Source organism: Phenylobacterium koreense (genome assembly GCF_040545335.1).
GTDB lineage: Bacteria > Pseudomonadota > Alphaproteobacteria > Caulobacterales > Caulobacteraceae > Phenylobacterium > Phenylobacterium koreense.
In genome coordinates, this window is the sequence record NZ_JBEPLU010000001.1 from 1,333,596 (window position 1) to 1,359,727 (window position 26,132).

The 26,132-nt window shown below is 68.3% G+C and carries 23 protein-coding genes and 1 riboswitch; of the genes, 6 read left to right on the forward strand and 17 right to left on the reverse strand.

Annotation, left to right across the window (positions count from 1 at the left end):
- Positions 1 to 151: 151 nt before the first annotated feature.
- The 5 genes from ABID41_RS06665 to ABID41_RS06685 all read right to left on the reverse strand — a co-directional run bounded on the left by ABID41_RS06665 (position 152) and on the right by ABID41_RS06685 (position 5,232).
- Positions 152 to 1,324, reverse strand: a complete 1,173-nt coding sequence (locus ABID41_RS06665; RefSeq protein ID WP_331927889.1) for a pyridoxal-phosphate-dependent aminotransferase family protein — start codon at positions 1,322 to 1,324, stop codon at positions 152 to 154.
- A gap of 76 nt (positions 1,325 to 1,400) precedes the next feature.
- Positions 1,401 to 1,832, reverse strand: coding sequence for a nuclear transport factor 2 family protein (locus tag ABID41_RS06670; protein WP_331927887.1), 432 nt, complete (start codon positions 1,830 to 1,832; stop codon positions 1,401 to 1,403).
- A gap of 23 nt (positions 1,833 to 1,855) precedes the next feature.
- Entirely contained in the window at positions 1,856 to 2,632 is a 777-nt protein-coding gene (locus ABID41_RS06675; RefSeq protein WP_331927885.1) for a tyrosine-protein phosphatase, read from the reverse strand.
- Entirely contained in the window at positions 2,629 to 3,726 is a 1,098-nt protein-coding gene (locus ABID41_RS06680; RefSeq protein WP_331927883.1) for an endonuclease/exonuclease/phosphatase family protein, read from the reverse strand. The genes ABID41_RS06675 and ABID41_RS06680 overlap by 4 nt, the downstream gene beginning before the upstream one ends.
- Before the next feature lie 57 nt (positions 3,727 to 3,783).
- Positions 3,784 to 5,232 carry an AMP nucleosidase gene (locus ABID41_RS06685; protein ID WP_331927882.1) on the reverse strand — a complete coding sequence of 483 codons (1,449 nt, stop codon included), beginning with the start codon at positions 5,230 to 5,232 and terminating at the stop codon, positions 3,784 to 3,786.
- A gap of 125 nt (positions 5,233 to 5,357) precedes the next feature.
- On the opposite strand from ABID41_RS06685, the gene ABID41_RS06690 reads away from it, so the two are divergent.
- The 3 genes from ABID41_RS06690 to htpX all read left to right on the forward strand — a co-directional run bounded on the left by ABID41_RS06690 (position 5,358) and on the right by htpX (position 9,345).
- Positions 5,358 to 6,608 (forward strand): dicarboxylate/amino acid:cation symporter, encoded by a 1,251-nt coding sequence (locus ABID41_RS06690; protein WP_331927880.1) that lies wholly within the window; start codon positions 5,358 to 5,360, stop codon positions 6,606 to 6,608.
- Between the two features lie 105 nt (positions 6,609 to 6,713).
- A complete protein-coding gene (locus tag ABID41_RS06695; RefSeq protein WP_331927878.1) occupies positions 6,714 to 8,252 on the forward strand; it encodes a putative bifunctional diguanylate cyclase/phosphodiesterase in 1,539 nt (512 codons plus the stop codon).
- Between the two features lie 124 nt (positions 8,253 to 8,376).
- Positions 8,377 to 9,345 carry a zinc metalloprotease HtpX gene (gene htpX, locus ABID41_RS06700; protein WP_354297341.1) on the forward strand — a complete coding sequence of 323 codons (969 nt, stop codon included), beginning with the start codon at positions 8,377 to 8,379 and terminating at the stop codon, positions 9,343 to 9,345.
- Positions 9,346 to 9,361: 16 nt separating this feature from the next.
- Here the strand turns inward: htpX and fabV are convergent, their stop codons facing one another.
- The 8 genes from fabV to ABID41_RS06740 form a co-directional block, all read right to left on the reverse strand.
- Positions 9,362 to 10,528, reverse strand: a complete 1,167-nt coding sequence (fabV, locus tag ABID41_RS06705) for an enoyl-ACP reductase FabV (RefSeq protein ID WP_331933000.1) — start codon at positions 10,526 to 10,528, stop codon at positions 9,362 to 9,364.
- A gap of 357 nt (positions 10,529 to 10,885) precedes the next feature.
- Positions 10,886 to 11,683, reverse strand: coding sequence for an enoyl-CoA hydratase/isomerase family protein (locus ABID41_RS06710; RefSeq protein ID WP_331933001.1), 798 nt, complete (start codon positions 11,681 to 11,683; stop codon positions 10,886 to 10,888).
- Positions 11,684 to 11,757: 74 nt separating this feature from the next.
- The gene (locus ABID41_RS06715; protein ID WP_331933002.1) at positions 11,758 to 12,252 is read right to left on the reverse strand and encodes a Csu type fimbrial protein; all 495 of its coding nucleotides are present in this window, start codon (positions 12,250 to 12,252) and stop codon (positions 11,758 to 11,760) included.
- Entirely contained in the window at positions 12,249 to 14,576 is a 2,328-nt protein-coding gene (locus ABID41_RS06720) for a fimbria/pilus outer membrane usher protein (protein ID WP_354297342.1), read from the reverse strand. The genes ABID41_RS06715 and ABID41_RS06720 overlap by 4 nt, the downstream gene beginning before the upstream one ends.
- Positions 14,557 to 15,294 carry a fimbrial biogenesis chaperone gene (locus ABID41_RS06725; RefSeq protein ID WP_354297343.1) on the reverse strand — a complete coding sequence of 246 codons (738 nt, stop codon included), beginning with the start codon at positions 15,292 to 15,294 and terminating at the stop codon, positions 14,557 to 14,559. The genes ABID41_RS06720 and ABID41_RS06725 overlap by 20 nt, the downstream gene beginning before the upstream one ends.
- Positions 15,295 to 15,302: 8 nt before the next feature.
- Entirely contained in the window at positions 15,303 to 15,803 is a 501-nt protein-coding gene (locus tag ABID41_RS06730) for a Csu type fimbrial protein (protein WP_331930112.1), read from the reverse strand.
- A gap of 164 nt (positions 15,804 to 15,967) precedes the next feature.
- Complete coding sequence (locus tag ABID41_RS06735) at positions 15,968 to 16,282, reverse strand: hypothetical protein (RefSeq protein ID WP_331930110.1); 315 nt, start codon at positions 16,280 to 16,282, stop codon at positions 15,968 to 15,970.
- Between the two features lie 171 nt (positions 16,283 to 16,453).
- Positions 16,454 to 17,476 (reverse strand): ribonucleotide-diphosphate reductase subunit beta, encoded by a 1,023-nt coding sequence (locus ABID41_RS06740; protein ID WP_331930108.1) that lies wholly within the window; start codon positions 17,474 to 17,476, stop codon positions 16,454 to 16,456.
- Between the two features lie 112 nt (positions 17,477 to 17,588).
- Here ABID41_RS06740 and ABID41_RS06745 point away from each other — a divergent pair, with 112 nt between their 5' ends.
- Complete coding sequence (locus ABID41_RS06745; protein ID WP_331930106.1) at positions 17,589 to 18,227, forward strand: glutathione S-transferase family protein; 639 nt, start codon at positions 17,589 to 17,591, stop codon at positions 18,225 to 18,227.
- Positions 18,228 to 18,239: 12 nt separating this feature from the next.
- On the opposite strand, the gene ABID41_RS06750 is transcribed toward ABID41_RS06745, so the two are convergent.
- Together ABID41_RS06750 and ABID41_RS06755 are read right to left on the reverse strand one after the other, a co-directional pair.
- Positions 18,240 to 19,118: a lipid A-modifier LpxR family protein gene (locus ABID41_RS06750; protein WP_354297344.1), complete on the reverse strand. Its 879-nt coding sequence runs from the start codon at positions 19,116 to 19,118 to the stop codon at positions 18,240 to 18,242.
- A gap of 255 nt (positions 19,119 to 19,373) precedes the next feature.
- The gene (locus ABID41_RS06755; protein WP_331930102.1) at positions 19,374 to 21,239 is read right to left on the reverse strand and encodes a ribonucleoside-diphosphate reductase subunit alpha; all 1,866 of its coding nucleotides are present in this window, start codon (positions 21,237 to 21,239) and stop codon (positions 19,374 to 19,376) included.
- A gap of 325 nt (positions 21,240 to 21,564) precedes the next feature.
- A riboswitch (yybP-ykoY riboswitch) is annotated at positions 21,565 to 21,733 on the forward strand.
- A 16-nt stretch (positions 21,734 to 21,749) separates the two neighbouring features.
- On the opposite strand from ABID41_RS06755, the gene ABID41_RS06760 reads away from it, so the two are divergent.
- Together ABID41_RS06760 and ABID41_RS06765 are read left to right on the forward strand one after the other, a co-directional pair.
- On the forward strand, positions 21,750 to 22,307 hold the full coding sequence (locus tag ABID41_RS06760) for a TMEM165/GDT1 family protein (protein ID WP_331930100.1): 558 nt from the start codon (positions 21,750 to 21,752) through the stop codon (positions 22,305 to 22,307).
- Positions 22,308 to 22,477: 170 nt separating this feature from the next.
- Entirely contained in the window at positions 22,478 to 22,837 is a 360-nt protein-coding gene (locus ABID41_RS06765) for a hypothetical protein (protein WP_331930098.1), read from the forward strand.
- On the opposite strand, the gene ABID41_RS06770 is transcribed toward ABID41_RS06765, so the two are convergent.
- Positions 22,834 to 24,621, reverse strand: a complete 1,788-nt coding sequence (locus ABID41_RS06770) for an SLC13 family permease (protein ID WP_331930096.1) — start codon at positions 24,619 to 24,621, stop codon at positions 22,834 to 22,836. The genes ABID41_RS06765 and ABID41_RS06770 overlap by 4 nt on opposite strands.
- Positions 24,622 to 24,747: 126 nt before the next feature.
- Positions 24,748 to 25,950, reverse strand: a complete 1,203-nt coding sequence (locus ABID41_RS06775) for an OmpA family protein (RefSeq protein WP_354297345.1) — start codon at positions 25,948 to 25,950, stop codon at positions 24,748 to 24,750.
- Positions 25,951 to 26,132 lie beyond the last annotated feature (182 nt).

Sequence of the window (26,132 nt, forward strand, 5' to 3'; positions counted from 1 at the left end):
TCGCGGCGAGCCTGGGGAGGGGGAAAATGGGCGCGCGGCGGGGTCACGTCGCGTCAGGCCGGGGGATGGTTCGGAGAGGTGGGACCGCCTGGCGGCGGCCCCCTCCGTCGCGCATTCGCGCGCCACCTCCCCTACCGGGGGAGGGAGAGTTTCAGGCCGCGAGTTTTTGTTCGGCGGCGGCGAGGGCGGTGGCGCCGTCGGCCTTGAAGCCTTGAGCGGCGAGGGCTTCGGCTAGGGCGTTCAGGCAGAGGCGGACGTGCCAGGGGGTGGCCGAGGCGCCCATCAGGCCGATGCGCCAGACCTTGCCCTTCAGCGGGCCGAGGCCGGCGCCAAGTTCGAGGTCCCACTTGTCAAGGACGTAGGCGCGCACCGCAGCCTCGTCGACGCCCTCCGGAACGATAACGGCGTTGAGCTGCGGCAGGCGATCCTTGGCATCGACCAGGAACTTCAGGCCGAGGGCCTCGATCCCGGCGGCCAGGGCCTCATGGGTGCGGGCGTGGCGCACGAGCGCCGCCTGCTGGCCTTCCTCGAACAGGGCGACCAGGCTTTCGTGCAGGCCATAGAGGGCGTTGATCGGGGCGGTGTGGTGATAGGTGCGGCCGCCCTCCCCGCCCCAATAGCTCATCAGCAGGTTGAAGTCGCAGAGCCAGTTGCGGACCTTGGTCTTGCGGCCGGCGATCGCGGCCTGCGCCCGCTTCGAGAGCGCGATGGGAGCCAGGCCCGGAGGGGCCGAGAGACACTTCTGCGTGCCGGAATAGACCGCGTCGGCGTCCCAGGCGGCGACGTCCACGGTGATCCCGCCCAGCGAGGTCACGCAGTCGACGATCGAGAGCGCGCCATGCTTGCGGGCCAGGCCGCAGAGGGTGGCCGCGTCCGAGCGCGCGCCGGTGGAGGTTTCGGCGTGGACGAAGGCCAGGACCTTGGTCGGGGCGGCGGCCAGCGCCTCCTCGACCACGGCCGGGTCGACCGGCTTGCCCCATTCGAACTCGAGCTTGACCACCTCGGCGCCGGCCCGGTCGGCCATGTCGGCCATGCGGCCGCCGAAGGCGCCGTTGATGGCGATGACCGCCCGCTCGCCGGGCTCCAGCAGGTTCATGATCGCCGCTTCCATGCCGGCGGTGCCGGGCGCCGGCAGCGGCACGCAGGCGTGGTCGGGAGCGTTGAACAGCCGGGCGAGCGCCGCCTTGATCTCTTCCATCAGCTCCTGAAACTGCGGATCGAGGTGGCCGATGGTCGGGCGGGCCATGGCGGCGAGCACGCGCGGGGTCACGTCGGACGGGCCCGGCCCCATCAGGATGCGCCGCGGCGGCTGGAAGCTCTGCATGTCGTCGTCCCCGTAAGCTGTGGTTGCGAGGACGATTAGGCGATGGGACGCGCCGTGTCAGCCCGCCGTGACGCTGTCAGGCCAGGCCATGCTGGCGCAGCAGCGCCTCTTCGTCGCCCGAGACCCAGCCGAACACCTTCGGATCGCCGTCCAGGGCCTGGATCAGGTAGTGGACATCGAAGTCGATCTTCACCTCCGGCCGGCCCCGCTGGGCGTAGGTCGCGGTCCAGGCGACGTGGGCGACGCAGTGAAGGTCGTCGATCGGCGAGATGCGGACGTCGCGGACCCGCATCGCCTTCGTGCCGATCGCCCGATAGCGCTCATAGCCCTGGGCCATCACCTGCTTGAGCTGGTCGTCGTTCTTGCCGGTCATCACGCCCATGGGCGAGGCGGCGATGAACGCGGAGGCGTAGAGGGAGGCGACCTCGTCCATGCCCAGGTCGCCGCCAAGCGCCCGGTTGAAGACGCTTTCGTATCGCTCGAAGAAGGTCTTCACACGGGCTTCCATGGCCTTTTCTCCAACCGGGCGCTTCAGCCGCCGAGGATGCGGCCGGCGATGCGCTCGCGTAAGGGCCCGTCGACGCCGAGGGCCTGCTCCAGATAGCCGTCGATCGAGCCGTGGCGCTCGGTCATGGCGCTGAAGGCCTCGGCCAGGAACGCCTCGTTGACGCTGACCGCCTGGCGCAGGGCCGCGTCGCTGAGGGTGACGCCGGTGAGTTCCTTGACCCAGGGGCCGAGGAACGAGGTGCGCTTTTCCATCCGCGCCTCGTCGTTGGTGGCGAGGTAGTCGGCCATGGTGTCGTCGCGGTGGACGCCGGCGATGTGGTGGGTCAGGGCGCAGATCATGCCGGTGCGGTCCTTGCCGGCGGCGCAGTGGACGACCACCGCCCCTTGCGTCTCGGCGACGGCGCGGAAGTAGCGGCTGAACAGGTCGACCATCCGCTCGGCGTGAGGCGCGGCGCGGTAGAACTCAAGGCTGTCGCGGAAGAACCAGTCGGCGTCGATCGTGTCGGCGGCCTTCAGGGCGTCGGCCCAGTCGTGCTCGGGTCCGTCGATGTCGTTCTCGATGACCGTGCCGGAAAAGCCCTCCCAGCGGCGGGACGGCTCGCGGTCGCGCTCGCGGCGGCGGCGCAGGTCGACGATCACCTCGACGCCCAGGCCGCGCAGGTCCGCCAGGTCCTTGTCGGTGGCGTAGGCGTGGTTGGCGGAGCGGAACAGCCGCCCGGCCTTCACCCCGCGCCCGCAGGCGGTGGCGTAGCCGCCGAAGTCCCGGAAGTTGTCGATGGCTTCGAATTCGATCTTGGTCATGGCGGAGATTTAGCGCTGGGGCGGCCGATTTGCGAGGGCGCCGCGGAGGCCACCGGCCAGCTCAGCTCGTAGATGACGCGGTAGCCGTCATGGTCGGAAAGCTGCGGGCTTCCGGGCTTGCCGTCGAACAGGCTCTCCTCGCGGATCGGGCGGATGGTGACGCTCTGGCCCGACTGGAAGAGCTGCAGATCCTGGGTGTCCATCCAGGGGGCGTCGCCGTCCCAGGACATCTGCACCTGGCAGAAGTCGGGCTGGGCCATGCAGTACTGCTGGGCGAGTTGCAGGCGCTGGGTGGCGCGGAAGACGTCGAAGCGCGGCAGCGAGCGGCGCATGTTGAAGTCGCCGCCGAGGAGGACGGGGTTCCGGGGTTCGCGATGCGCGCTCATGAAGTCGAACAGCTCCCAGACCTGGGCGCGGTGGACCGGCAGGTGGCGGCGGGCCGAGACGCGCGAAGCGCCCTGGGCGTTCATGTGCGTGTCGAAGAGATCGAGGGCGCCGGGCATGCCCGGGATGACCACCCGGGCGAACAGCGCGCCCTTGTTGCTGAGGCAGTCGAAGCCGGCGCAGGCCCGGCGGCTGAACGGCTCGGAGGCGGTGGTTTCGAGCCGGTAGACGCTGGCGATGGCCAGGCCCGAGCCGACCAGCTTCAGGCCGAGCTCGCCCTTGGACCACTTGTGGCCGGACCTCGACCCGGCGCCCGGAAGCTGCCGGCGCTGCTTGCGGGCAGGCCCGAAGGCCACCTCCGCGTAGCCGGCGCTGCGGACGGCGTACTTGGCTTCGGCGCTGAACGCTTCCTGGAAGAGGACGATGTCCGGCGCCTCGCCGGCCTGCCGCATCTGGGCCAGGTGCTCGCCGATCCGGCGCAACTCCCCGCCGCGCCCGCCGCGGCCGGGGACGCCCTCGATGTTGAAGGTCAGGACGTCGAGCCGGAGGCTGGCGGTCCTGCCATCGGCGGAAATGCGGATGTCCGGCGTCTTCAGCGGCGAGGGCGGCGGCGGTTGAGGGGCCGGCGTGGTGGCGCAGCCGGTCAGCAGGGCCGGCAGGACGAGCCGGACCAGCCATCGGCGAAGGGATCGACGCGCAGCAGCTTGCATGGCTGCCGCGCATACTAACGGCGACGCTGGGCCTCTGCGGTCACGTCGCCGCGAGGATCAGCGGAACGGCGGCTCGTCGAAGCTGCGGAGCTTGCGCGAGTGCAGGCGCGGGCCCTCCTGGCGCAGCAGGTCCATGGCCGCGATGCCGATCTGCAGGTGCTGGCCGATGGCGCGCTCGTAGAAGGCGTTGGCCTGGCCGGGCAGCTTGATCTCGCCGTGCAGCGGCTTGTCCGAGACGCAGAGCAGGGTCCCGTAGGGCACGCGGAAGCGATAGCCCTGGGCCGCGATGGTGGCGCTCTCCATGTCGATGGCCACCGCCCGGGACTGGTTGAAGCGCAGGGACGAGGAGGAGAACTGGAGCTCCCAGTTGCGGTCGTCGGTGGTGACCACCGTGCCGGTGCGCAGCCGGCGCTTGAGCATCTCACCGCTCTCGCCGGTGACGTTCTCGGCCGCGCGGTTCAGGGCGACCTGGATCTCGGCGATGGGCGGGATCGGGATCTCCGGCGGCAGGACGTCGTCCAGCACATGGTCGTCGCGCAGATAGGCGTGGGCCAGGACGTAGTCGCCGATGGTCTGGGAGCCGCGCAGGCCGCCGCAGTGGCCGATCATCAGCCAGGCCTGGGGCCGCAGGACGGCCAGGTGATCGGTGATGGTCTTGGCGTTGGAGGGACCGACGCCGATGTTGACCAGGGTGACGCCCCGCCGGCCCGGCGCCTTCAGGTGATAGGCCGGCATCTGGTGGCGGCGCCAGGGGCCGTCGGCGACGGCCTGCTCGCCGTTCTCCGTTTCGGCGGTGACCAGCACGTGGCCGGCGGCCGACAGCGCCTCGTAGCGGCCGGCCTTGATCTGGGCGCAGCCCCAGCGGACGAACTCGTCCACGTAGCGGTGGTAGTTCGTGAACAGGATGAACTGCTGGGTGTCCTCGGCCGGGGTCCCCGTGTAGTGGGCCAGCCGCGCCAGGGAGAAGTCAGTGCGCAGGCCATCGAACAGGGCGAGCGGGCGGGTAGGCTCGAGGCCCGGGTTCCAGAAGCCGTCGGCGATCTCGTCGCCGATATAGGCGAGTTCGGTGGTCGGGAAGTGGCGGGCGATCTCGGCCGAGCTGATGTCGGCCACCGCGAGGTCGACCGAACCGTCGAGCACGTAGGGAAACGGCATCTCCTGGTGCGAGCGACCGACCTCCACCGAGACGTCGAAGTCGGCCATCAAGAGACCGATCTGCTCGATCAGGTAGTCGCGGTAGAGGTCCGGGCGGGTGACCGTGACCGAATAGTCGCCCGGCTGCGAGAGGCGGGCATAGGCGCGGCCAAGGCGCGGATAGTCGTGGCCGTGCGGCCAGTTCAGGCGCAGTTCCGGATAGGCGAAGATTCCCCGGGCGCGCAGGGCCGGATCGGGCGGCGGGCCGCCGGCGAGGAAGGTCTTGAGGGCGCTGCGGAGAGCTTCGACGGTCGTCTGATATTCTTTATCGAGCCGCTCGACGATGGCGGCAGCTTTTTCTTCTTTGGACATGGGCCAGTATAGCCCGCCTCGCTGCTGGTTGCGAGATGGCTATACCCCGGTTTTGCAACAGTATGGACGAAGGCGCCCGTTCTCGGCCACAAATTGGGTCTGAGTGACAGGGGGACCGGCGCGTCATGAACAGAGTTTTCACCGCCTTCATCGTCGGCGCCATGGTCCTGGGCGTGCTGGTCGGGTGGGGCCTCAACCAGGGCATGGCGCCCGAGCAGGCCAAGGGCGTGGCCGACAACCTGACGATCATCACCGACGTCTTCCTGCGCCTGATCAAGATGATCATCGCGCCGCTGGTGTTCTCGACCCTGGTGGCGGGCATCGCGCACATGGAGGACGCGGCCTCCATCGGCCGGGTCGGGGTGAAGACCATGGCCTGGTTCATCAGCGCCTCGATCGTCTCGCTGACCATCGGCCTGGTGCTGGTGCACCTGATCCAGCCCGGCGCGGGGATGAACCTGGTCGCCGACGCGGCCGGCGGCGGAGCGGGCGTGGACGCCTCGAACCTGACGCTCAAGGAGTTCGTCACCCACCTGGTGCCGAGCTCGATCATCGACGCCATGGCGCGCAACGAGATCCTGCAGATCGTGGTGTTCTCGATCTTCGTGGGGACGGCGGTGTCGTCGATCGACGACAAGGCGCCGGCGGTCCTGGCCCTGGTCGACCAGGTGGCCACCATCATGCTGAAGGTCACCGGCTATGTGATGAAGACCGCGCCGCTGGCGATCTTCGCCGCCCTGGCCGCCACGGTGGCGACCCAGGGGCTGGGGGTGCTGATCGACTACGCCAAGTTCGTGCTCGGCTTCTATTTCTCGCTGGGGGTGCTGTGGAGCCTGCTGGCGAGCGCCGCGATCCTGATCGTCGGACGCCGGGCGCTGGAGCTGCTGGGCGCCATCCGCGGGCCGGCCCTGCTGGCCTTCGCCACCGCCTCGTCGGAAGCGGCCTATCCGCGGACCCTGGAGGAGCTGCAGAAGTTCGGCCTGTCGCGCCGGATCGCCAGCTTCGTGCTGCCGCTGGGCTATTCGTTCAACCTCGACGGCTCGATGATGTACTGCACCTTCGCGGTGCTGTTCATCTGCCAGGCCTATGGGATCGAGATGACCATCGGCCAGCAGATCACCATGCTGCTGCTGCTGATGGTGACCTCCAAGGGCATGGCCGGGGTGCCGCGGGCCTCGCTGGTGGTGATCGCCGCCACCCTCACCTATTTCGACCTGCCCGAGGCGGGCCTGCTGCTGATCCTGGGGGTCGACCACCTGCTGGACATGGGCCGGTCGGCGACCAACGTGGTCGGCAACTCCGTGGCCGCCGCGGTGGTGGCCAAATGGGAGGGCCAGATCGAAGAACCGGAAAAGGCCTACGTCGCCGGCGGCTGAGGCCCGACCTTTGACAGGCTTGGCTTTTTCGGGCCGCCGTTAACGGAAGCTCCGCCATTTCCACATATCACTGCGTTATCCGAGAAGCGGATTGGGGGAGCAGCGGTGAAGCGCAAAGGGCTTCATGAAGACGCCCTGGACATCCAGCGCGTCGAGACGGAACGGCAGGCGCGCCGCGAGGCCGAGGCCCTGCTGGCGTCCAAGGCGCAGGAACTGTCCCAGGCCAACGAGGAGCTGCGCTGCGTTTCCGAGGCGCTGGCCGCGCGGGTCGAGGAGCTGGAGGCCGAGCGGGCTCTGACCCTGCACCTGGCGCGCACCGACAGCCTGACCGGCCTGCTCAACCGCGGGGCCTTCACCACCGAACTGACCGGGCGCCTGGAGCGGGCGCAGGCGAACGGCGAGAGCGTGGCCCTGTTCGTCATCGACCTGGATCGCTTCAAGGGGCTGAACGACAGCCTGGGCCACCACGCCGGCGATCTGCTGCTGCATGAGATCGGCCGCCGGTTGCAGGACACGGCCCAGCCCTGCGACCTGCTCGCCCGGCTGGGGGGCGACGAGTTCGCGGTGGTGACCTCCGGCCGCCAGGCCGAGGAGCGGGCCCAGGAACTGACGGCCGCTCTGACCAGGAGCCACTCCATATATGGCCGGGTGATCACGTCCGGGGCCTCGATCGGCATGGCCCTGTTCCCGGACGACGCCGAGGACGCCAGCCATCTGCAGCGGTTCGCGGACATGGCGCTCTATCGGGCCAAGGCGGCTGGCGGCTCGCGCTGGTCGGCGTTCGACGAGGACCTGCGTTGCGCCAGCGAGGCCCGCCACAGCCTGGAGGCCGAGCTGCGCCGGGCGATTCCGGCCGGCGAGATCACCCCCTGGTTCCAGCCGGTGGTGAACGCGGCCGACGGGCGGATGGTCTCGGTCGAGGTGCTGGCCCGCTGGAACCATCCCGAGCGCGGGATGATCGCGCCGGGCGCCTTCATCCCGGTGGCCGAGGAACTGGGTCTGATCGGTCCGCTGGACAGCTCGGTGTTCCAGGCCGCCTGCCGGCGGGCCGCGCCGTGGGTGGCCGAGGGGCTGATCGACACCATCGCCTGCAACGTCTCGCCGCGGGAGCTGCTGGACCCGGCCTTCTCGCGCGAGCTGATCCGGCGGCTGGCCGACACCGACCTGCCGGCGACCGCCCTGACCGTGGAGATCACCGAGACCTTCCTGCTGCAGGACCTGAGCCTGGCGCGCCGCCATATCGAGCGACTCGCGGCGCTGGGGGTGCGCATCGCCCTGGACGACTTCGGCACCGGCTATTCGAACCTGCACGCCCTGCTGCAGCTTCCGATCCACACCCTGAAGGTGGACCAGTCGCTGATCGGCGGCGTCGGTCGCGACAACCGGATCTCCAAGCTGGTCCGGGCCATGATGAACGCGGCCAAGGCGCTGGGCATCCGGATCATCGCCGAGGGCGTGGAGGACGAGGCCCAGGCGATCTTCCTGCGCGCCGCGGGCTGCGACCGGATGCAGGGCTTCCTCTTCGCCCGTCCGGCCCCGCCCGAGGAGGTGGAGCAGATGCTGCGCGACGAGGCGGCCGGCGGCGGGGCCGACACCGACCGCATCATCGCCGCGGCGGCGACGCTGCGGGTGGCTGGGTTTTAGGCGAGCAGACGCTCCCCGCTGGGGGAGCTGGCGGCGCAGCCGACTGAGGGGCCTCCCCAACGGAGCGGATCTGGGCGCCATCTGCGCTTGCGTGGCGGCGCTGGTCCCCCACATATCGCGCGATATGCAGAACCATCTTCGCACCTTCATGTTGCTGGCGGCGCTGACCGCCCTTTTCGTCGGCATCGGCTACCTGATCGGCGGGGCCACAGGCATGGCCATCGCCCTGGCGATCGCCGTGGCGATGAACTTCTTCAGCTACTGGAACTCCGACAAGATCGTGCTGCGGATGTACGGCGCGCGGCAGATCGAGCCGGGCGTGTCCGACCCGCTGCTGCGCAACTATCTGAACGACGTCTACGAGCTGGCCGACCGCGGGGGCATTCCGCGGCCCAAGGTCTATGTGATGGAGAGCGAGCAGCCGAACGCCTTCGCCACCGGCCGCAACCCCGAGAACGCGGCGGTGGCCGCGACCGTGGGCCTGCTGCGGATGCTTGACCGGCGCGAGATCCGCGGGGTCATGGCCCACGAGCTGGCGCACGTGAAGAACCGCGACACCCTGACCATGACCATCACGGCGACCATCGCCGGGGCCATCTCGTCGCTGGCCAACTTCGCCCTGTTCTTCGGCGGCAACGACCGCGAGCGGCCGGGCGGGATCATCGGGACCATCGCCCTGATGGTGCTGGCCCCCATGGCCGCGGCGCTGGTGCAGATGGCGATCAGCCGCGGCCGGGAGTACGAGGCCGACAAGGGCGGCGCCGAGATCAGCGGCGATCCGCAGGCCCTGGCCAGCGCCCTGCAGAAGATCGAGGCCTACGCTCACGGCATCGTCAACGTGACCGCCGAACGCAATCCGGCGACGGGCCAGATGTTCATCATCAACCCGCTGTCCGGCCATGGCGCCGACAACCTGTTCTCCACCCACCCGTCGACCTCGAACCGGGTCGCGGCGCTGATGAAGCTGGTGGGCGGCGGAGGCGGCGGCGCGGCGCGGCGGAACGCGCCGATCGTCACCGGCGGCGGTCGCTGGGGCGGGACGGCGGTCCCCACCACAGATCCGGCCCCGAAGAGCGGTCCCTGGAATAGCTAGTTCCAGGGAGTTCCATTTAGCTCACGACGCGAGGGTCGAGGTCGGCGGAATAGTCCACGCCCGGCACCCCGAAGCCGAAGATCTTCAGGAAGTCGGCGCGGAAGCCGGCGAGATCGCCCAGCTCGCCGAGGGTTTCGGTGCTGACCAGCGGCCAGCGGCGCTCCACCTCGGCCTGGACCTTCTCCGACAGCTCCCAGTCGTCCATGCGGATGCGGCCGGCCTCGTCGAAGGCGTGCTGAGGCCGGGCTTCGCGGAACAGGCGGTCGATCTGCTCGATGCAGCCCTCGTGCAGGCCCATCTCCTTCATGACCTTGAACAGCACCACGCCATAGAGCGGCACCACCGGGATCGCCGAGCTGGCCTGGGTGACCACGGCCTTCAGCGAGACGACGCGGGCGGCGTCCGGGCCGAGCCGGTCGCGGATCGCCGCCGCGGCGCGGTCGACGTCCTCCTTGGCCTTGCCGAGGGTCGCGCGCCAGTAGATCGGCCAGGTCAGCTTCGAGCCGATATAGGTGTAGTCCAGGGTCTGGAAGCCGTCGGCCAGCAGGCCGGCCCCAGCCAGGGCGTCGACCCACATTTCCCAGTCCTCGCCGCCCATCACCTTGATGGTGGAGGCGGTCTCCTCGGGCGTGGCGGGGGCCAGTTCGGTCTCGAAGACCTCGGCCTTGTCGGTGTTGAGGGTCTTCACCCGCACAGGTTCGCCCAGCGGCTTGATGGCCGAGCGGTAGGTCTGGCCGTCGCGCGGATCGGTACGGACCGGAGCGGCCATGCTGTAGACCAGCATGTCGATCTGGCCGAGCTCGTCGCGCACGGTCGCCAGCACCTTTTCCCGCATCTCGTCGGAGAAGGCGTCTCCGTCGAGGGTGACCGCCTTGCGGCCGGCGGCAGCGGCCTCGATCTCGAAGGCGCGGTTGTTGTACCAGCCGGCGGTGGCGGTCCTGGTTTCGGTCGGCTCCTTCTCGAAGGAGACCCCGACCGTATCGGCGCCGCAGCCGAAGGTGGCGACGATGCGCGAGGCGAGGCCGTAGCCGGCCGAGCAGCCCAGGACGAGGACGCGCTTGGGGCCATCGGCGATGGCGCCGCGCGAGCGCACCAGCTCGATCTGCTGGCGGACATTGGCGGCGCAGCCGGCCGGATGGGCGGTGGTGCAGATGAAACCGCGGATGCGGGGTTCGATGATCACGTGGCTTGGCCTGTCAGTGTCGGCGGGAGGTCCCGCATAAACTGCTGCGCTAGCCAAGCCAAATGCGTAGCGGCGCCGACAGGCGCCGGCTTCAGTAGAGGTCGGTCCGGTAGTTGCTCTCCAGGCCCTTGGCGATGAGGCCGCGATTGACCGCCAGCCGCAGCAGGGTCGCTTCGGCCCCGCGGTCCTTGTTGAGCTTCAGGTGCGCGACCAGGGTTTCGGCCGCATCGACCTCGGGCGCATGATGCAGGCCCGGCCACAGCGCCGCCCGTTGTAGGGCGGCGCGGACCGCCTCGCTGCTCCTCGCGTACCGGACGAGGCTGCATCAATTGCGATTAAGTCGCAACTACAGGATTTCTATCGTCCCTGGAACACCGGCTGGCGCTTTTCCAGGAAGGCGCGGCGGGCTTCCTGACCGTCCTCGCTGCGGAAGGCCCGGCCGATATTGGTGACCTCGTAGCGGAGTTGCTGCTCCATATCGACGGACTCGTAGGACTTCACGATGCCGCGCTTGAGCAGGCGCAGGGTGATCGGGGACCACTCGCAGAGCTGCTGGCAGTAGGCGGCGAGCCGGGCCTCGAAGCCGGCGTCGTCCACCACCTCGCCGGCCAAGCCCCATTCGAGGGCCTCGGCGCCGGTGACGGTGCGGTTCTCCATCATGAAGCGCATGGCGCGCTCATAGCCCATGGCCTGCGGCAGGGTGATGGTGAGGCCGGCGTCCGGCGAGCCGCCGATGCGGGTATAGCCGGCCATCAGCCGGGCGCTGGAGGCGATGAGGCGCACGTCGGTGGCCATGGCCAGGCCGAGCCCCGCGCCGACCGCCACGCCGTTGATCCCGCCGACCACCGGCTTGTCGCAGCGCTTGCGGATGGAGAGCACGAACTGGCCGACCCAGCCGATGTCGTCGAGCTGGGCGCTCATGGCCGGATAGGGATGGTAGGGCTCGGCCGTACCGGAGAGGTCGAGGCCGGCGCAGAAGGCGTCGCCCGAGCCGGTGAGGGCCACGACCCAGACATCGTCGTCGCGCGCGGCGGCGTCCACCGCCTCGACCACGCCCCAGGCGAGGGCCTGGCTGAGGGCGTTCTTCTTGTCCGGACGGTTCAGGCGGATGGTGCGGACGTGACCAGCGTCCGACACTTCGACGAGCTTACCCATGGCGATCCCTACGTTCTTGTTGGGACCACAATGGACGGGCCGGCGAACGGGCGCCAGCTCCTAGGCTGGGGGGCTCAATAGATAACCGTCACCACGACGCTGTCGCCATAGACGCCTCCGGGCACGTTCTGCCCTGCCGGGATGAGGCCGTATACGGGCGTGGTCTGGTCGACCACGAGCAAGCCGAGAAGATAGCTGTTCGTCACGGTCGAGGTTCCACCGGAGCCATTGCCCCACACCGAGGCGTGAGCGGGATCGGTGAAGAGATTGTAGCCGAGGCTGGACGCGCCGTTGCGCAAGGTGCGCTGCGCATAGGTCCCTGACGAACCGGGGCTGAGCTCGATAGTGTAGGATCCGGCCACGGCCAAGACCAGCGTGCACTGCACGCGGATCGATCCGGACGACTGGAGATTCGACGGAGACAGCAGGTTGTAGGCGCCGAAATTCATGCCGGTCGCCGTCGTGGTGCAGGTGCAGCCCACACAGAGCGCCTGGCCTTGCGTCGGCGCCAGGCCCGCCGCCAAGAATCCTACGCCGGCGATCGCCGCCTTGATCCAGCCGCAGGTCATTTGGGCGCCTCCAGTAGAGCACAGCTTAGCGGTCCGATGCGGGGCAGGACGTCGCCACGCGGCGCGCGATCGACGGTCACGCGGCACGGCCCCTCGGGCAAGTCGGCGGTGAGGGACATGCCGGCCCGGACATTGGGCACGAACACCTCGCCGTCATGGCCGACGAAGAGCGACTCGCCAGCGTCGGTCCGGACCGCCGTGCCGGCGTCCACGATCCGGCCGTCCGGCCCCTGCAACAGGATGGTGGCGGGACTGTCCCTCTCGATCGCAAAGCGCGCCCGCGCCGCGCCGCGATACCGCGGCACGACCAGCAGCGTGTCCTCCGGCATGCGCGCGTCGATCGGCACGTCGGAAGGTGCGATCGCCAGCCGGTTCCGATCATAGGCGCGAAGGTCGGGAATGACCGCACGTCCATGCCGGTCGGTTCGGGTGACCAGGCGGTTTTCCTGATAGATGCGCACGCCGGCCAGGTCCGGAACCTCGACCACGGCCACGGCGTCCTCGACGCGCCGTGTCATGCGCGTCCCGCCGCCGGCGAAAAGCACCCCGCCCCTGGCAAGCATCCGCACGCCCGTATCGCCCTGGAAACGCGCCGCCTCGAGATTGACCTCGCCGACGTCGCCCCGCCAATCGAGCCCGGCCTGCTGCCGGTCGGCGTCGCCCGCGCTCGCGGCGAGGCGATAGCCCCATCCCCCCTCGGTGGGCGGCGTCCTTCGGAAATCGCCCTGCAGATTGCGGCTGTCGGCCTGGACGTAGCCGCTGGCGTGCTGACCGAGGGGAATGGTCAGGCCTGCGCCGAAGGTCGTTTCGCTCCGATGATCCTCGATCTCGCTGCGCAGGGCGAAGACGTTCAGATAGCCGCGCTCGCCGAGGCCGATGCTGTAATTGGCCGAGAGGAGCCGTGTGGGCGCCCCGCCGCCATAGCGCAGGTCGGTATAGGCCAGGCCGAGATTGCCCCAGCGCCTCAGGGACACGCCCACGACGGCCTGGAACTGGTCGGTGATGCGGGCCCAATCGTCGCGAACGCCAAGCTGGCTGAAGTCGCTGGTCGCATGCTGATAGCTGAGCGCGACGTTCCAGCGCGGCGTGATCCGGCTGAAATGGAGGCGATACAGCCACCCGGTCCCGTCATCTCCGTCGGAGGCGGCGCCGGCGAACCCGAACTCCCCGACCGGCGCCCAGACGAGGGTCGCGCCGGCGCCGGCCATGCGCACCTCGCCGCTGAGCTCGGCCCGGCTTTCCAGCGTGAGCCAATCGGTGACGCCGTGGCGAAAGCTGCCGGAGACGAAGGGCTCGCCATAGCTGAAGCTTCTGAGGCCATAGTCGCGGCGCTCGGCGCCCGCCTCCAGCGACCAGGCGCTCAGGCCGCGGCTCAGCAGTTGCGAGCTTACATAATAGGATGAGGTCACCCGCCGCTCGACGCCCAGGGCGTCGCGGACGACGAGCGTGACCTCGCCGGCGCCGGAGACCACCGGCGCCTGGTCGATCGAGAACGGCCCCTGCCCCACCTCGGTATGGAAGCGCAGCGCGTCGTTGACCAGCAGCTCGACATTGGACGGAACCGCCGCCTGGCCGCTGAAGGAGGGGGTCGGAAAGGTGATGAGGCCGGGTTTCAGGCTGAATTCGGTCCCCCAGCGCAGCCCGCCGAAGCGGACCTGGCGCGTCCAGTTCGCCGCATCGGTGACCGTGTCGCCGACGACCAGGCGGGTCAGACCTTGCGGGTCGTCGCGCAGAAAGTAGCTGTCGAGACGTGTCACGCCCTGGCGGCCCGCGCCTTGACCGGCGACGACCGTACTGGCGACCAGTCCCCAGTCATCCGAGACGCCGGCCTCCAAGAAGGCGGCGCCCCGCACCTTGTCGCGGTATTCGGCGGAAAGGTCGTAGTTGAGGAAGGCGGCGAAGGCGCCTTCCGTGAGTGGCGCATAGGTGGTGGAGGCCAGGACCCGTCGCGCCTCGAAGAGTTCGGCCGGCATGGTGAGCAAGAGCCGCTGCCCCGGCGAATCGAACTGGACGCCTGCGCCGGCGAGCGCGTTCAGCGGCAGATAGTCTTCGCCCTCGATGACGACCATGGCCGCGACCGGGCTCCGGACGCGCCACTGCGCCAGGTCGGCGGCCCGCACGAGGAACACCCAGTTGCGCCAGGCGACGAGAAACTGCCCCTGCTGATCCACGCCGTTGATGGCGACGGCCACCAGCATGAGCTCGTCATCGCCCGGCGGGGGTTCTTGCGGCGGCGCAGAAGCCACGCCCTGAGCCTGGGCGTCGACGGCGCCTGCGAGGATGCAAAGCGCCCCGAGGATCGTCTTAAGGCCGGGCCGCTTCACCCGGCCCAGCCTCGCTGACGAGATCGACCGACATAGGCCCGTGATCAGTCACCGCGTCGAGTTTGATCGCTTGCCCGGCGTCGGCCCTGGAGCTCACGTCGAGCAGGACCTGTTTGGCCGTACCCGGCAGCAGATAGACCGAGACGTCGGAGCCGCCGATCCGGCCGCCGCCGCGACGCGTCAGCGAGAGCCGGTTGAGCTGCACATGCTCGCCGCCGTCGTTGCGGATCGCCAGCGCCATCTTCTGCGGCCCCGCCGGCCTCGCACGCCAGGAAAGGCGCGGCGCGGCGCCGGGCGCGGGCACGAAGATGGGAATGCTGATGCGCAGCAGGGTCTGCACCTCGCCGATCTTCGTCGGCCGGTCGGTCGGCACTTCCTCGAGGAACACCCGGTAGCTCTTCTCGGCGGCGCCGGGCTTCGTCCGCAGGCCGAAACGCGCGATCTGCTGGCCCTGGGGCGGAAGCTCGAACAGCGCCGGATTTGCAAGCACGTCGCGCGTCGGCTCGAAGACGTCCTCGCCGTCCTGCTGTCGCCAGGCATAGACCCGAAGCTGGATCCGCGAGGACTCGGCGCCGTCGTTATGGATCGTCATCGTCTGCACCGATTCCTGCGGCGTCAGCAGGAGCCGGACGGGAAAGACCTTAAGCGACCCGGCGGCGGCTACGCCGGGTATCAGCCCCGCCACGAAGCAGGCCGCCGCCCACCAGGATGCGCGCACGGCGACGCCTAATAATTGACCGTGACGGTGATGGTGTCGGAATAGGCCCCGAGCGGCACGTTCTGCTCTGCGGCGACGCGGCCGTAGACGGTGAGCGTGTTCGGCAAGGCGGTGGCGGTGGTCGCGGCCGGCGTGTCCGAAGCGGGCGTATTGCCCCAATTGTTGGTGCGGGCTGCTTCCTGGAAGAGCGCGTAGTCGAGGGTGTCGGTCCCCTTGGTCATCGCTCGGGTGGTCACGGTGGCGCCGCTCGCAGCGCCTGCGTTGAGCCCGACGGTGAACGAGGTGCCCGCCGTGCACAACACCGTCAGCGTCGTCTCGGCGTCCAGGGGCGTCGTGGAGGTCGGATCGTAGGCGCCGAAGGCGAGGGGAAGGGCCGTGACGGAGCACGCCGTCAACACGGTGGCGCTCACCGGGAACGTGGTCGTAGTCGTCGCGGCCAATGCTGTCAGCGGCGCCCCCGCTCCGAACAAGATGAGTCCGGCGAGAATTCCAAGTTTTCCGTACTTCATGTGCTTTCTCCCGATGCGACAGCACTACGGCGATGAGAACGCTAATCTGTCATGGCGCCAGGAGAAGGTGTATTGGGGGAAAATACCTACATCGAAGGTCGATCACCCCGCCGGGCGGCAGCCAGCACATCGCCAAGGCTGGCGACTGCTTCATCTTGGAGCAACTAGAAAATTATGCTGGTGCGCACGGGTAGGGTTTTGCCTGACCGTGCGGCGGCCTCGTTCTCGACGAGCGGCGACGGTCTGACCTCGCGAACAATGCGAGGTTGTGGCTGCTTGGCGTCGGCGCAGGTGACGACGGCCGACGCGCCAGCCTCGTCTCGGGCGTCAGGCGCGATCTTGCAGGGCGTGACGACGGTGGCCCCGACGACCATGCGGGCGGACGAGCTGTCGCCAGCCGCAGCGCCGAGCAACAGCACCGCGCCCAGGGCGCGATGGGCGAAGGCATAGCACGGCCGCGCCCCCAAAAGGCGTCCCACGGCCGGATGTGTCCATCCGCCGCCAGCGTACTCCTGCCTGACGCCCAGTTCCCTGCTCCCCGCTTCTGCAGCCCCCGGCGATTGTAGGGGCAGGCCAACTCGCAGGCGTTAAGGAATACGGTGAAGGGACGCGGCGGTTTCGTTAGGCATACCGGCCGCGGACGTCCCCGATCATTCCGCCGGGAGGTTCTCGCCGCGCTTGGCCAGCACGCGGTCGAACTCGGCCCAGACGCCCTCGTTCCCGTGCCATTGGCCCTTGGTGGCGGCCTTGGAATACTCGGTGGAGCGGGCTTCGAAGAAGTTGGCGTGCTCGACGCCCGAGAGCATCGACTGCAGCCAGGGGAGCGGGTTTTCCTTCACCCCGTAGACTTCCGGCAGGGCGAGCTGGCGCAGGCGCCAGTCGGCGATGAAGCGGATATAGGCCTTGATGTCGTCCGGGGTCATGCCCTGGACCTCGCCGGCCTCGAAGGCCAGGTCGATGAACTTGTCCTCCAGCCCCACGACGGTCTTGCAGCAGTCGACGATGTCATCGGCCACCGACTTGGTGACCGCGCCGGTCTCCTTGTTGAAGGCGTGATAGAGCTTGATGATGCCTTCGCAGTGCAGGCTCTCGTCCCGGACCGACCAGGAGACGATCTGGCCCATGCCCTTCATCTTGTTGTGGCGCGGGAAGTTCATCAGCATGGCGAAGGAGGCGAAGAGCTGCAGCCCTTCGGTGAAGCCCCCGAACATGGCCAGGGTCCGGCAGATGTCGGCATGGGTGTCGACGCCGAACTTCTGCATGTAGTCGTGCTTGTCGCGCATGGCCTGGTAGTCGAGGAAGGCCGTGAACTCGCTGTCCGGCATGCCGATCGTCTCGAGTAGCAGGGCGTAGGCCGCGATATGGATGGTCTCCATATTGGAGAAGGCCGACAGCATCATCTTCACCTCGGTGGGTTTGAAGACGCGGCTGTAGCGTTCCATGTAGTTGTCGTTCACCTCGACGTCCGATTGGGTGAAGAATCGGAAGATCTGGGTGAGCAGGTTGCGTTCGCGGTCGTTGAGCTTGGCGGCCCAGTCCTTGAGGTCCTCGCCGAGCGGCACCTCTTCGGGCATCCAGTGGACCTGCTGCTGCTTCTTCCAGAAGTCGTAGGCCCACGGATAGCGGAAGGGCTTGTAGGCGTAGGATGGGGTGAGCAGGCCGGGCTGGGTCACGGGCGCGACTTTCGAATCTGGACGACGTACAAGGTTACCCCCCGTTCAGTGACAACATCTAGCGGGGAATTGGGTTCCCGCCCCAACATCTTGTGAACATATGGAGGACGCCATGAGCCCGCAATGGACCCTGTTCAGCGCTCGCGGATCGGGCGCGGTGGCGGTGGAGGCCGCCCTGACGCTGGCGGGCCAGCCCTATCGGCTGGTGGACGCCTACACCTGGGACCAGGATCATCCGGAGAGCGGCGACCAGGTGCTGGGCGCCAACCCGATGCGGCAGGTGCCGGCCCTGGTGCTGCCCGGCGGCGAGGCGATCACCGAGAGCGCCGCCATCCTGGTCTGGATCGCCGAACGATTTCCGGACGCGCGGCTTGCGCCGGCGGCGGGCGAGCCCCGAAGGGCTCAGTTCCTGCGCTGGATGAGCTTCGTCTCCAGCGCCATCTATGCGCTCTACTGGGTGAAGGACGATCCCTCGCGGCTGGTCCCCGATCCGGCGGGGCACGAGGCCCTGACCGAGCGGACGCTGGAGCGGATCGCCGAGTGCTGGAAGATCATGGGCGAGCAGGTCTCGCCCGGCGCCTACATCCTCGGGGACGAGCTCTCCGTGCTGGACCTCTATGTGGCGGTGGTCTCGCGGTTCCGGCCGCGGCGGGCGCGGTTCTACGCCGAGGCGCCGAACCTGAAGCCGGTCATGGAGCGAGTGGACGCCGACCCCCGGCTCGCGGCCCTGTGGGAAGAGCGGATGGGGTGAGTTTTTCTCTTTTCAGCGCTCGGGCTTGATGGTCAGCGAGAAGGCGACGACGGAGTCTTCGCGGGTGCGCTCGCCGAAGATCATGTGCTCGCCCTTCACCTCGCGGTGGATGTAGCCGAACGAGGTCTGCATCGCGCCCTTGCGGTAGCCGACCCCGACATGGGCGTCGCCGATCAGGGCGGTGGAGGCGTCGGTCGTCCAGCCGTCGCGGTTCCAGCCGGCTTCGCTGCGCAGCACGTTGAGACCCACGGCGCGGCCGCTGGCGGCGGCGAACAGGTACCAGCGGCCCTTGTCGCCATAGGCCCGGCCATCGCCGATACCGAGGTCGGAAAGCCGGTCGCGAGCGATGTCGTCGCGCTTCTGGCCGACCGTGAGGGTGGCGCCCGCCTCGGCCTGGCCCCCGGCGTTGGACATGCCAAGGCCGGTGCGCGGGGTCAGGCTGACGTCGTACTCGCCAGCGTCGAAGCGGACCGGCGCCCAGTCGCGGGTGACGGCCACCTCGTAGGCGCCGGTGTCGAACTGGGCGCGCTGGTCGAGATTGGGCGGAAGGCCGGTCGGGGAGCGCAGCGCGCCGCCGACGGACAGGCGCAGGCTGTCCACCGAACCCTTCTTCGTTTCGCCGAGGGTCACGGTGTCGGTGCGCCAGCGGACGGGATCGCCCTTGACGGTGAATTGTTCGCGCTCGATCAGGTTGGAGAAGTCGTCGCCCTTGAGTTTGGGGGCGAAATCGGTCGCGCCGGCGGGCCGCGCATAGGGCAAGGCGTCGGCGTCCCCGCGGATTCCCTCCTGCGCCGCAGCGTCCGTCGCAGCGACACAACCAAAGGCGATGGCCAGCCCAGCCAACAGCCTCATCGCGACCTCCCATACCGCATCCTTGATCGTGCGGCTCAATGGCATCCTTCCACGACAGTGGAATGGCGCAATGGGAAATTCCGTTCCTGAACGCAGATCACGTCAGGTTTACGCCGGAGCAGCCGGTGACCGTGCCGAAACGGCACGTTTTCAGGGAGTTGCGCCCGCCCTCCCCTTCATGGGGAGGGACAGGCGGCGTAGCCGCCAGGGTGGGGCTGCGGAGTCAGAAAGACCCCACCCGTCTCGTCGCTTCGCGGCGATCCACCCTCCCCATGAAGGGGAGGGAGAAGAAAATTACTGGCAGGCGAGGCATTCCTCGTAGTCGGTGCGGCCGGCCGGGGCGTCGATGACCATGGCCGCGCCCTCGCCGCCGGCGTGGGCGGCGCGCTGGACCGACTTCGAGCGCAGATAGTAGAGCGACTTGCAGCCGCGTTCCCAGGCCTGCCAGTGCAGCATGTGCAGGTCCCACTTGTCCACGTCGCCCGGCAGGAAGACGTTGATCGACTGGGACTGGCAGATGTCCGGCGTGCGGTCGGCGGCCAGCTCGATCACCCAGCGCTGATCCAGCTCGAAGGCGGTCTTGAAGACGTCCTTCTCGTCCTGGGTCAGGAAGTCGAGATGCTGGACCGAACCTTCGTTCTCCAGGATCGAGTCCCAGGTCGCAGGAGTGTTGCGGCCCTTCTCGTCCAGCAGGCGCTCCAGATAGGGGTTCTTCACGGCGAAGGAGCCCGAGAGCGTCTTGTGGGTGTAGATGTTGGCCGGGATCGGCTCGATGCCGGCCGAGGTCCCGCCGCAGATGATCGAGATCGACGCGGTCGGCGCGATCGACATCTTGTGGGAGAAACGCTCCATGACCCCGCGCTCGGCCGCGTCCGGGCAGGCGCCGCGCTCGGCGGCCAGGGTGCGCGAGGCCGCGTCGCACTGACGGCGCAGGTGCTTGAAGAGGCGCATGTTCCAGGACTTGGCCAGGGCGCTCTCGAACGGGACGTTCTGCATCTGCAGGAAGGAGTGGAAGCCCATGAGGCCCAGGCCCACCGAACGCTCGCGCTGGGCGGCGTAGACGGCGTTCTTCATGTCCGCCGGCGCGTTCTGGATGAAGTCCTCCAGGACGTTGTCGAGGAAGCGCATCACGTCCTCGATGAAGGTCGGGTGGTCGCGCCACTCCATGAACTTCTCGGCGTTGACCGAGGAGAGGCAGCAGACGGCGGTCCGCTCGTTGCCCAGGTGGTCCGTACCGGTGTGGAGCATGATCTCCGAGCACAGGTTCGACTGGCGGACCGAGAGGCCGAGCTCGCGCTGATGCGGCGGCATGGCGCGGTTCACGGTGTCGGAGAAGATCAGGTAGGGCTCGCCGGTCTGCAGGCGGATCTCGAGGATCTTCTGCCAGAGCGAGCGAGCGTCGACCTCGCGCAGGACCTCGTTGGTCTTGGGCGAGCGCAGGCCGAACATGGCGCCGTCGCGCACGGCCTCCATGAACTCGTCGGTGACGTTGATGCCATGGTGCAGGTTCAGGGACTTGCGGTTGAAGTCGCCCGACGGCTTGCGGATCTCGAGGAACTCCTCGATCTCCGGATGGTGGATATCGAGATAGACCGCCGCCGAACCGCGGCGCAGGGAGCCCTGGCTGATGGCGAGGGTCAGGGAGTCCATCACGCGGATGAAGGGGATGATGCCGCTGGTCTGGCCCGCGCCCTTCACCTTCTCGCCGATCGAGCGGACGCCGCCCCAGTAGGTGCCGATGCCGCCGCCGTTGGAGGCCAGGGCCACGTTCTCGTTCCAGACACTCTGGATGCCTTCGAGCGAGTCGCCGACCGCGTTCAGGAAGCAGGAGATCGGCAGGCCGCGACCGGCGCCGCCGTTGGAGAGCACCGGGGTCGACGGCATGAACCAGAGGTTCGAGATGTAGTCGTAGACCCGCTGGGCGTGTTCGGCGTCGTCGGCATAGGCCGTGGCGACCCGGGCGAACATGTCCTGGTAGCTCTCGCCCGCCAGGAGGTAGCGATCCTCCAGGGTGGTTTTACCGAAGTCGGTCAGCAGGTCGTCCCGCGACCGATCGACCTCGACCTTCCGGACGAGCTGCAGTTGCGGCCGTTCGTGCCTTTCAGGCGCCGTCTGGGTCGCTTCCGAAACCGTCCGCATCACCGCTTCGCCGCTGCTCATGCCCCAAAACCCATAACTATCAGACGCTTTGCCTCCGGGACACCGCCCGGCCGTTTCACCGCTATATCTTGTGGCTGCCCCGCCCTCGATACGCTCCATATGGGGCCACGAAGCCTAATGACTCGTCAACGGGTGACCGAGGTTCATCCCCACCTGAATTTGGTGACCCGCCGTTAACCTTTCCAGTCCGAGCCCGGCCTGCTTGAGTTTTCCACAAGCCGTCGAAGACCCGCGCCGGGCCTCGCTCACGAGCATGTGAAAACTGGCCGACCTGGCAGACGCGAGTCGTTCTCACTTGCTCGCGCGGTCGAGCGCCCCTATGCACGCCGCCGTCACTGGGGAGTAGCCGCCCGCGACTCCAGCGGGGGACACGTCAACAGACTTGCCGCAAGGCATGGCGTGTCCGGCGAATGCTTGGCGAGACCTTTGGCTTTCGTGCGTCGGTCCATGCGGGGTCGGCGGCGCGGAAGGCCATTGGTATGCCTCGACCCCGCCTGGACGTCCTTACGCATGGAAGCGCTACTCGTCTCCACGGGCCTCGTGGCGATCGCCGAGATCGGCGACAAGACTCAACTCCTGGCCATCCTGCTGGCGGCGCGGTTCCGCAAGCCCCTGCCGATCATCCTGGGGATCCTCGTCGCCACGATCGCCAACCACGCCCTGGCGGCGCTGCTGGGCGTGACGGCGGGCGGCTTCCTGCAAGGGCAATGGATGCGCTGGGTGCTAGGCGCGGCGTTCATCGCCTTCGCCGCCTGGGCGCTGATCCCCGACAAGTTCGAGGACGACGAGGCGCCGAAGGACCGGGCGGGCGTGTTCCTGACCACCCTGGTGGCGTTCTTCTTTGTGGAGATGGGCGACAAGACCCAGGTCGCGACCGTGGCCCTGGGGGCGAAGTTCCAGAGCGTCTACTGGGTGGCGGCCGGCACCACCCTGGGCATGATGCTGGCCAACGTCCCGGCGGTGCTGCTGGGCGAGGCGGCGGCCACCCGCATCCCGCTGAAGTACGTCCGCTGGGCGGCGGCGGGCTGCTTCGCGACGATCGGTCTCTGGATCCTGATCTTCGGCTAACGACCGGAGGCGCGAGGAGGGCGAAGGATCGCCCTCCTCGCCGGCGCCCGCAGACATAGCTAACCGACGGACACCTTGCTCGTTCATACCTGGGCAACAATTCACGGCCTACCTGAGGCGAAGGTCACCACAACCCAGTGCTGTAAACTCGGTTCGACTCGGGGGGTATCATGTCTTTCCTTCAGCGCATTTTCGGCGCGATCGACCGCAGGTTCCTGGCGCGGTCCTACGTCATCAGCTTCGCGATCGCCGGCCTCTTGATGTGGGTGCGTTCCAGGAGCGAGACGGGCGACGTCGCCGACGCCACCGCCTTCTACGTGTTCGTGACGCTCAACGCGGCGCTGTTTCCGTTCGCGAAACTGGTCTGGAACGAGCTGCGTGACTTCCTGATGGGTGACAATTTCATTCTGGCGAACGCGATCCTCGTGTTCGGGGCGAAGTTCATCGTCAACGTCATGCTCTGGGGCTGCGCGCTCTTCATCGCCCCGGTCGGCGTCGCCTATCTGTGGTTCAGAACCCGCTCGGCCTAGCTCAGGGCGCGCAGCGGCCAGAACCAGGCGATCAACGGCGCGCCGATGATCAGCACCAAGAGGGTGAGCGGCGCGCCCAGCCGCGGATAGTCCGAGAAACGATAGCCTCCCGGCCCCATGACCAGGGTGTTGCACTGGTGGCCGATGGGGGTAAGGAAGTCGCAGGCCGCGCCCACCGCCACCGCCATCAGGAACGGATCGGGATTGAGGCCGAGCTGGCGGGCCATGCTGGCCCCGACCGGGGCCACGATCAGGACGGTGGCGGCGTTGTTCAGGAACGGTGTGGCGGCCATGGCGGCGGCCATGATCGAGAACAGGGCCAGCATCGGCGCCTGGTTCCGAAACACCGACGAGAGCCAGCCGCCGATCAGTTCCGCGCCGCCGGTGCTCTGGATCGCCTCGGAGACCGGGATCATGGCCGCGATGAGCACGATCAGCGGCCCGTCGATAGCGGCGTAGGCCTCACGCATCCGCAGGGAGCCGACGGCGATCATGGCCACGGCCGCGCCAAAGAAGGCGATCGCCACCGGCAAGACCTGGAAAGCCACCAGGATCATGGCCGCGGCGAGGATGATGGCCGGGACGAAGGTGTGGCGGAAGCCGCCCAGCCGCACCTCTCGCTCGACGAGCGGAAGCAGGCCGAGGGCCGACAGCGCCGGGGGCAGGCTGCGCTCGCTGCCCTGGAGCACGACCACGTCACCGGCCTTGAAGCGGATGCGGTTGAGGTTCTGCTTGATGCTGTAGCCGGCGCGACTGACGGCGAGCAGGTTCACCCCGTGCTGGCCATAGAGGTCGAGCCGCTGGGCCGAGCGGCCGACGACGACCGACTCGGCGCCCACCACCGCCTCGAGCACCCGCACCTCGTCGGTGGGCTCGTCCATGGCCACGGGGCGGTCGGCGCGGGTCAGGCGCAGCTTGCCGCGGTTGATCAACTCGTCGAGGGCCTGGGGCTCGCCTTCCACCAGAAGGACGTCGCCGGGCAGGACGTTGAGGTTGGGATGGGGCCGGGCGCGCCGGCGCCCCTCGCGCAGCAGCATGATCACCCTCGCCTCCCCCTGGGCCAGGGCGTGGAGGTCGGCCACACGGCTCCGTCCGAGCGCCCAGTCCTCTGGGACCTCGACCTCGGTGATGTAGGCGTTGGCGGCCAGGGCCTCCTCGATATTGCCGGCAGGGACCCGGTTCTTGGGCAGGATGCGGTAGCCGAAGGTGAGGAAGACCAGGCCGAGCGACGCCAGGGCCAGGCCCACCGGGGTGTAGTCGTACATGCCGAACGGCTTGCCCAACATCTCCTCGCGGACCTGGGAGACGATGATGTTGGGGGCGGTGCCGACCAGGGTGACCATGCCGCCGAGCATGGCCCCAAAGGCCATGGGCATAAGCAGACGGCCGGGTGACGAGCCGGTGCGGCGGCAGATCTGCAGCGCGACCGGCATCAGGATCGCCAGGGCGCCGACATTCTTGGTGGCGGTGGACAGCAGGGTGACCGCAGCGGTCAGCGCCGGAACCTGGCTGCGTTCCGACTTCAGATGAGGGATCAGCGGGCGCAGGGCGACCTCGACGATTCCCGACCGGGCGAAGGCGGCGCTGACCACGAGGGCTGCGGCGATGATCACCGTGACGTCGTTGGCGAAACCTGAGAAGGCCTGCTTGGCGGGGATGACGCCGAGCGCAACGCCGGCGAACAGGGCGCAGATCGCGACCACGTCGTAGCGGAACCGCCCCCAGATGAAGGCGGCGATGGTCAGCGCGACGAGGCCGAAGGCCAGTCCCTGGTCGAAGGTCATCCGACCCCCGCAGCGATTTGAGAGGGAACGCCGTCGCTGAGCCCTGGCTGCGTCGGCGCATAGCAAAAGAGCCCGGCCTTTCGACCGGGCTCTCCGCTAGTTCGGCTGATCGCCGAGATCGATATCTTAGAAGTTGATGTCGATCGTCGAACGGCGGTTCAGCGGTTCCTTCACGCCATCCGGGGTCGGGACGGCGAGTTGGGTTTCGCCCTTCCAATCCACTTGCAGCGTTTGCTGGCCGACACCCAGGCCAACCAGCGCGTCGGCGACGGCCTTGGCGCGACGTTCCGACAGGCGGAGGTTGTACTCGTGCGAGCCGGAGGTGTCGGTGTGGCCGACCACGATCACGCGGGTCGCGTTGCCGCTGGTCGCGTAGGTCGCAGCTTCCTGAACCACCGTCTGGGCTTCCGGCGTCAGCACGTACTGATCGAACGGGAAGTAGACGATGAATTGCTTGGCCTCATACGCCGGCGGAGGCGGCGGCGGAGGCGGAGGCGGCGGGGGAGGCGGCGGCGGGGGCGGCGGGGGCGGCGGCGGCGGCGGCGGCGCAGCGAAGGAATAGCGCAGGCCGAGGGTCACCGACTGGTCGCGGTATTCGCCCGAGAACACGCCCGGCTGCAGCGAGTGCGAACCCACCGACGCGAAGTCGAGGTCCGAACCGCCCAGGTAGCGGTAGGTCAGGTCAACGTTCAGGCGGTCGGTCGCGCGCCAGGCCAGGCCCGCGATCAGTTGCCAGGCCAGAGCCGTATCATCGTCGTCGATGGTCAGGTTCTGGTGAGCCGGGTTGGCGGCGGTGTAGCCGGTGGCCGGCGGAACGATCGGAACCGTCGAGAACTGGCCGACGGTGTCGATCTTCACGTGGTTGATACCGATGCCGGCGCCAACGAACGGGTTGATGACCGAGTTCGGCATGAAGTCGTAGATGACGTTGCCGAGCAGGGTCCAGGCTTCCATGTCGCCGGACGGCGCGCCGCATTCGGCGCCCGCGCCGCGGACGACGTTCGGGGTGCAGAGGCCGATGATGGCGTTGTTGCCACCGCCACGGATCGACGAGATGTCACCCGGGCGATAACCGCCTTCGAGTTCCACGCGCCAGTGATCGTTCAGTTGGTAGCCCAGACGAGCGAAGCCGGCCCAGTCTTCTTCCTGGTTGAAGTCCCAGGAGTAGGGCGAGCCGTTGACGGCGTTGTTCGACGAGTCGGCGTCGATGCTGTCCGGCCAGTGATAGCCGAGGTCGACCGCGCCGTACCACCCGACATTCTGCGCCGAAGCGCCCGACGCGGCGAACACCGCAGCCAGGGCGGCCCCCGCTAGGAGTTTGAATTTCATATTCAGAGCCCTCTCTTGCCCTCTGCTGCGGCCAAATGACCCAGCGTTGTTATATCAAGGCCGAACCATTACGAAAGTGTCGCCACAGCAACACCGACGCCAATTCGCCGACGCCTACGAACTAACCCCAGACGTTAGACACGCTTCCCCTCGGCTTTCAACTTCGGGGCGAGGGACCCGGC

Bases quoted from the DNA above. Each gene is read 5' to 3' on its own strand.
- ABID41_RS06710 (WP_331933001.1), bottom strand. From the start codon at position 11,683: ATGGGTAAGCTCGTCGAAGTGTCGGACGCTGGTCACGTCCGCACCATC.
- ABID41_RS06730 (WP_331930112.1), bottom strand. From the start codon at position 15,803: ATGAAGTACGGAAAACTTGGAATTCTCGCCGGACTCATCTTGTTCGGA.
- ABID41_RS06680 (WP_331927883.1), bottom strand. From the start codon at position 3,726: ATGCAAGCTGCTGCGCGTCGATCCCTTCGCCGATGGCTGGTCCGGCTC.
- ABID41_RS06745 (WP_331930106.1), top strand. From the start codon at position 17,589: ATGAGCCCGCAATGGACCCTGTTCAGCGCTCGCGGATCGGGCGCGGTG.
- ABID41_RS06770 (WP_331930096.1), bottom strand. From the start codon at position 24,621: ATGACCTTCGACCAGGGACTGGCCTTCGGCCTCGTCGCGCTGACCATC.
- ABID41_RS06690 (WP_331927880.1), top strand. From the start codon at position 5,358: ATGAACAGAGTTTTCACCGCCTTCATCGTCGGCGCCATGGTCCTGGGC.
- ABID41_RS06775 (WP_354297345.1), bottom strand. From the start codon at position 25,950: ATGAAATTCAAACTCCTAGCGGGGGCCGCCCTGGCTGCGGTGTTCGCC.
- ABID41_RS06665 (WP_331927889.1), bottom strand. From the start codon at position 1,324: ATGCAGAGCTTCCAGCCGCCGCGGCGCATCCTGATGGGGCCGGGCCCG.
- ABID41_RS06670 (WP_331927887.1), bottom strand. From the start codon at position 1,832: ATGGAAGCCCGTGTGAAGACCTTCTTCGAGCGATACGAAAGCGTCTTC.
- ABID41_RS06685 (WP_331927882.1), bottom strand. From the start codon at position 5,232: ATGTCCAAAGAAGAAAAAGCTGCCGCCATCGTCGAGCGGCTCGATAAA.
- ABID41_RS06760 (WP_331930100.1), top strand. From the start codon at position 21,750: ATGGAAGCGCTACTCGTCTCCACGGGCCTCGTGGCGATCGCCGAGATC.
- ABID41_RS06715 (WP_331933002.1), bottom strand. From the start codon at position 12,252: ATGACCTGCGGCTGGATCAAGGCGGCGATCGCCGGCGTAGGATTCTTG.
- ABID41_RS06675 (WP_331927885.1), bottom strand. From the start codon at position 2,632: ATGACCAAGATCGAATTCGAAGCCATCGACAACTTCCGGGACTTCGGC.
- htpX (WP_354297341.1), top strand. From the start codon at position 8,377: ATGCAGAACCATCTTCGCACCTTCATGTTGCTGGCGGCGCTGACCGCC.
- ABID41_RS06755 (WP_331930102.1), bottom strand. From the start codon at position 21,239: ATGAGCAGCGGCGAAGCGGTGATGCGGACGGTTTCGGAAGCGACCCAG.
- ABID41_RS06765 (WP_331930098.1), top strand. From the start codon at position 22,478: ATGTCTTTCCTTCAGCGCATTTTCGGCGCGATCGACCGCAGGTTCCTG.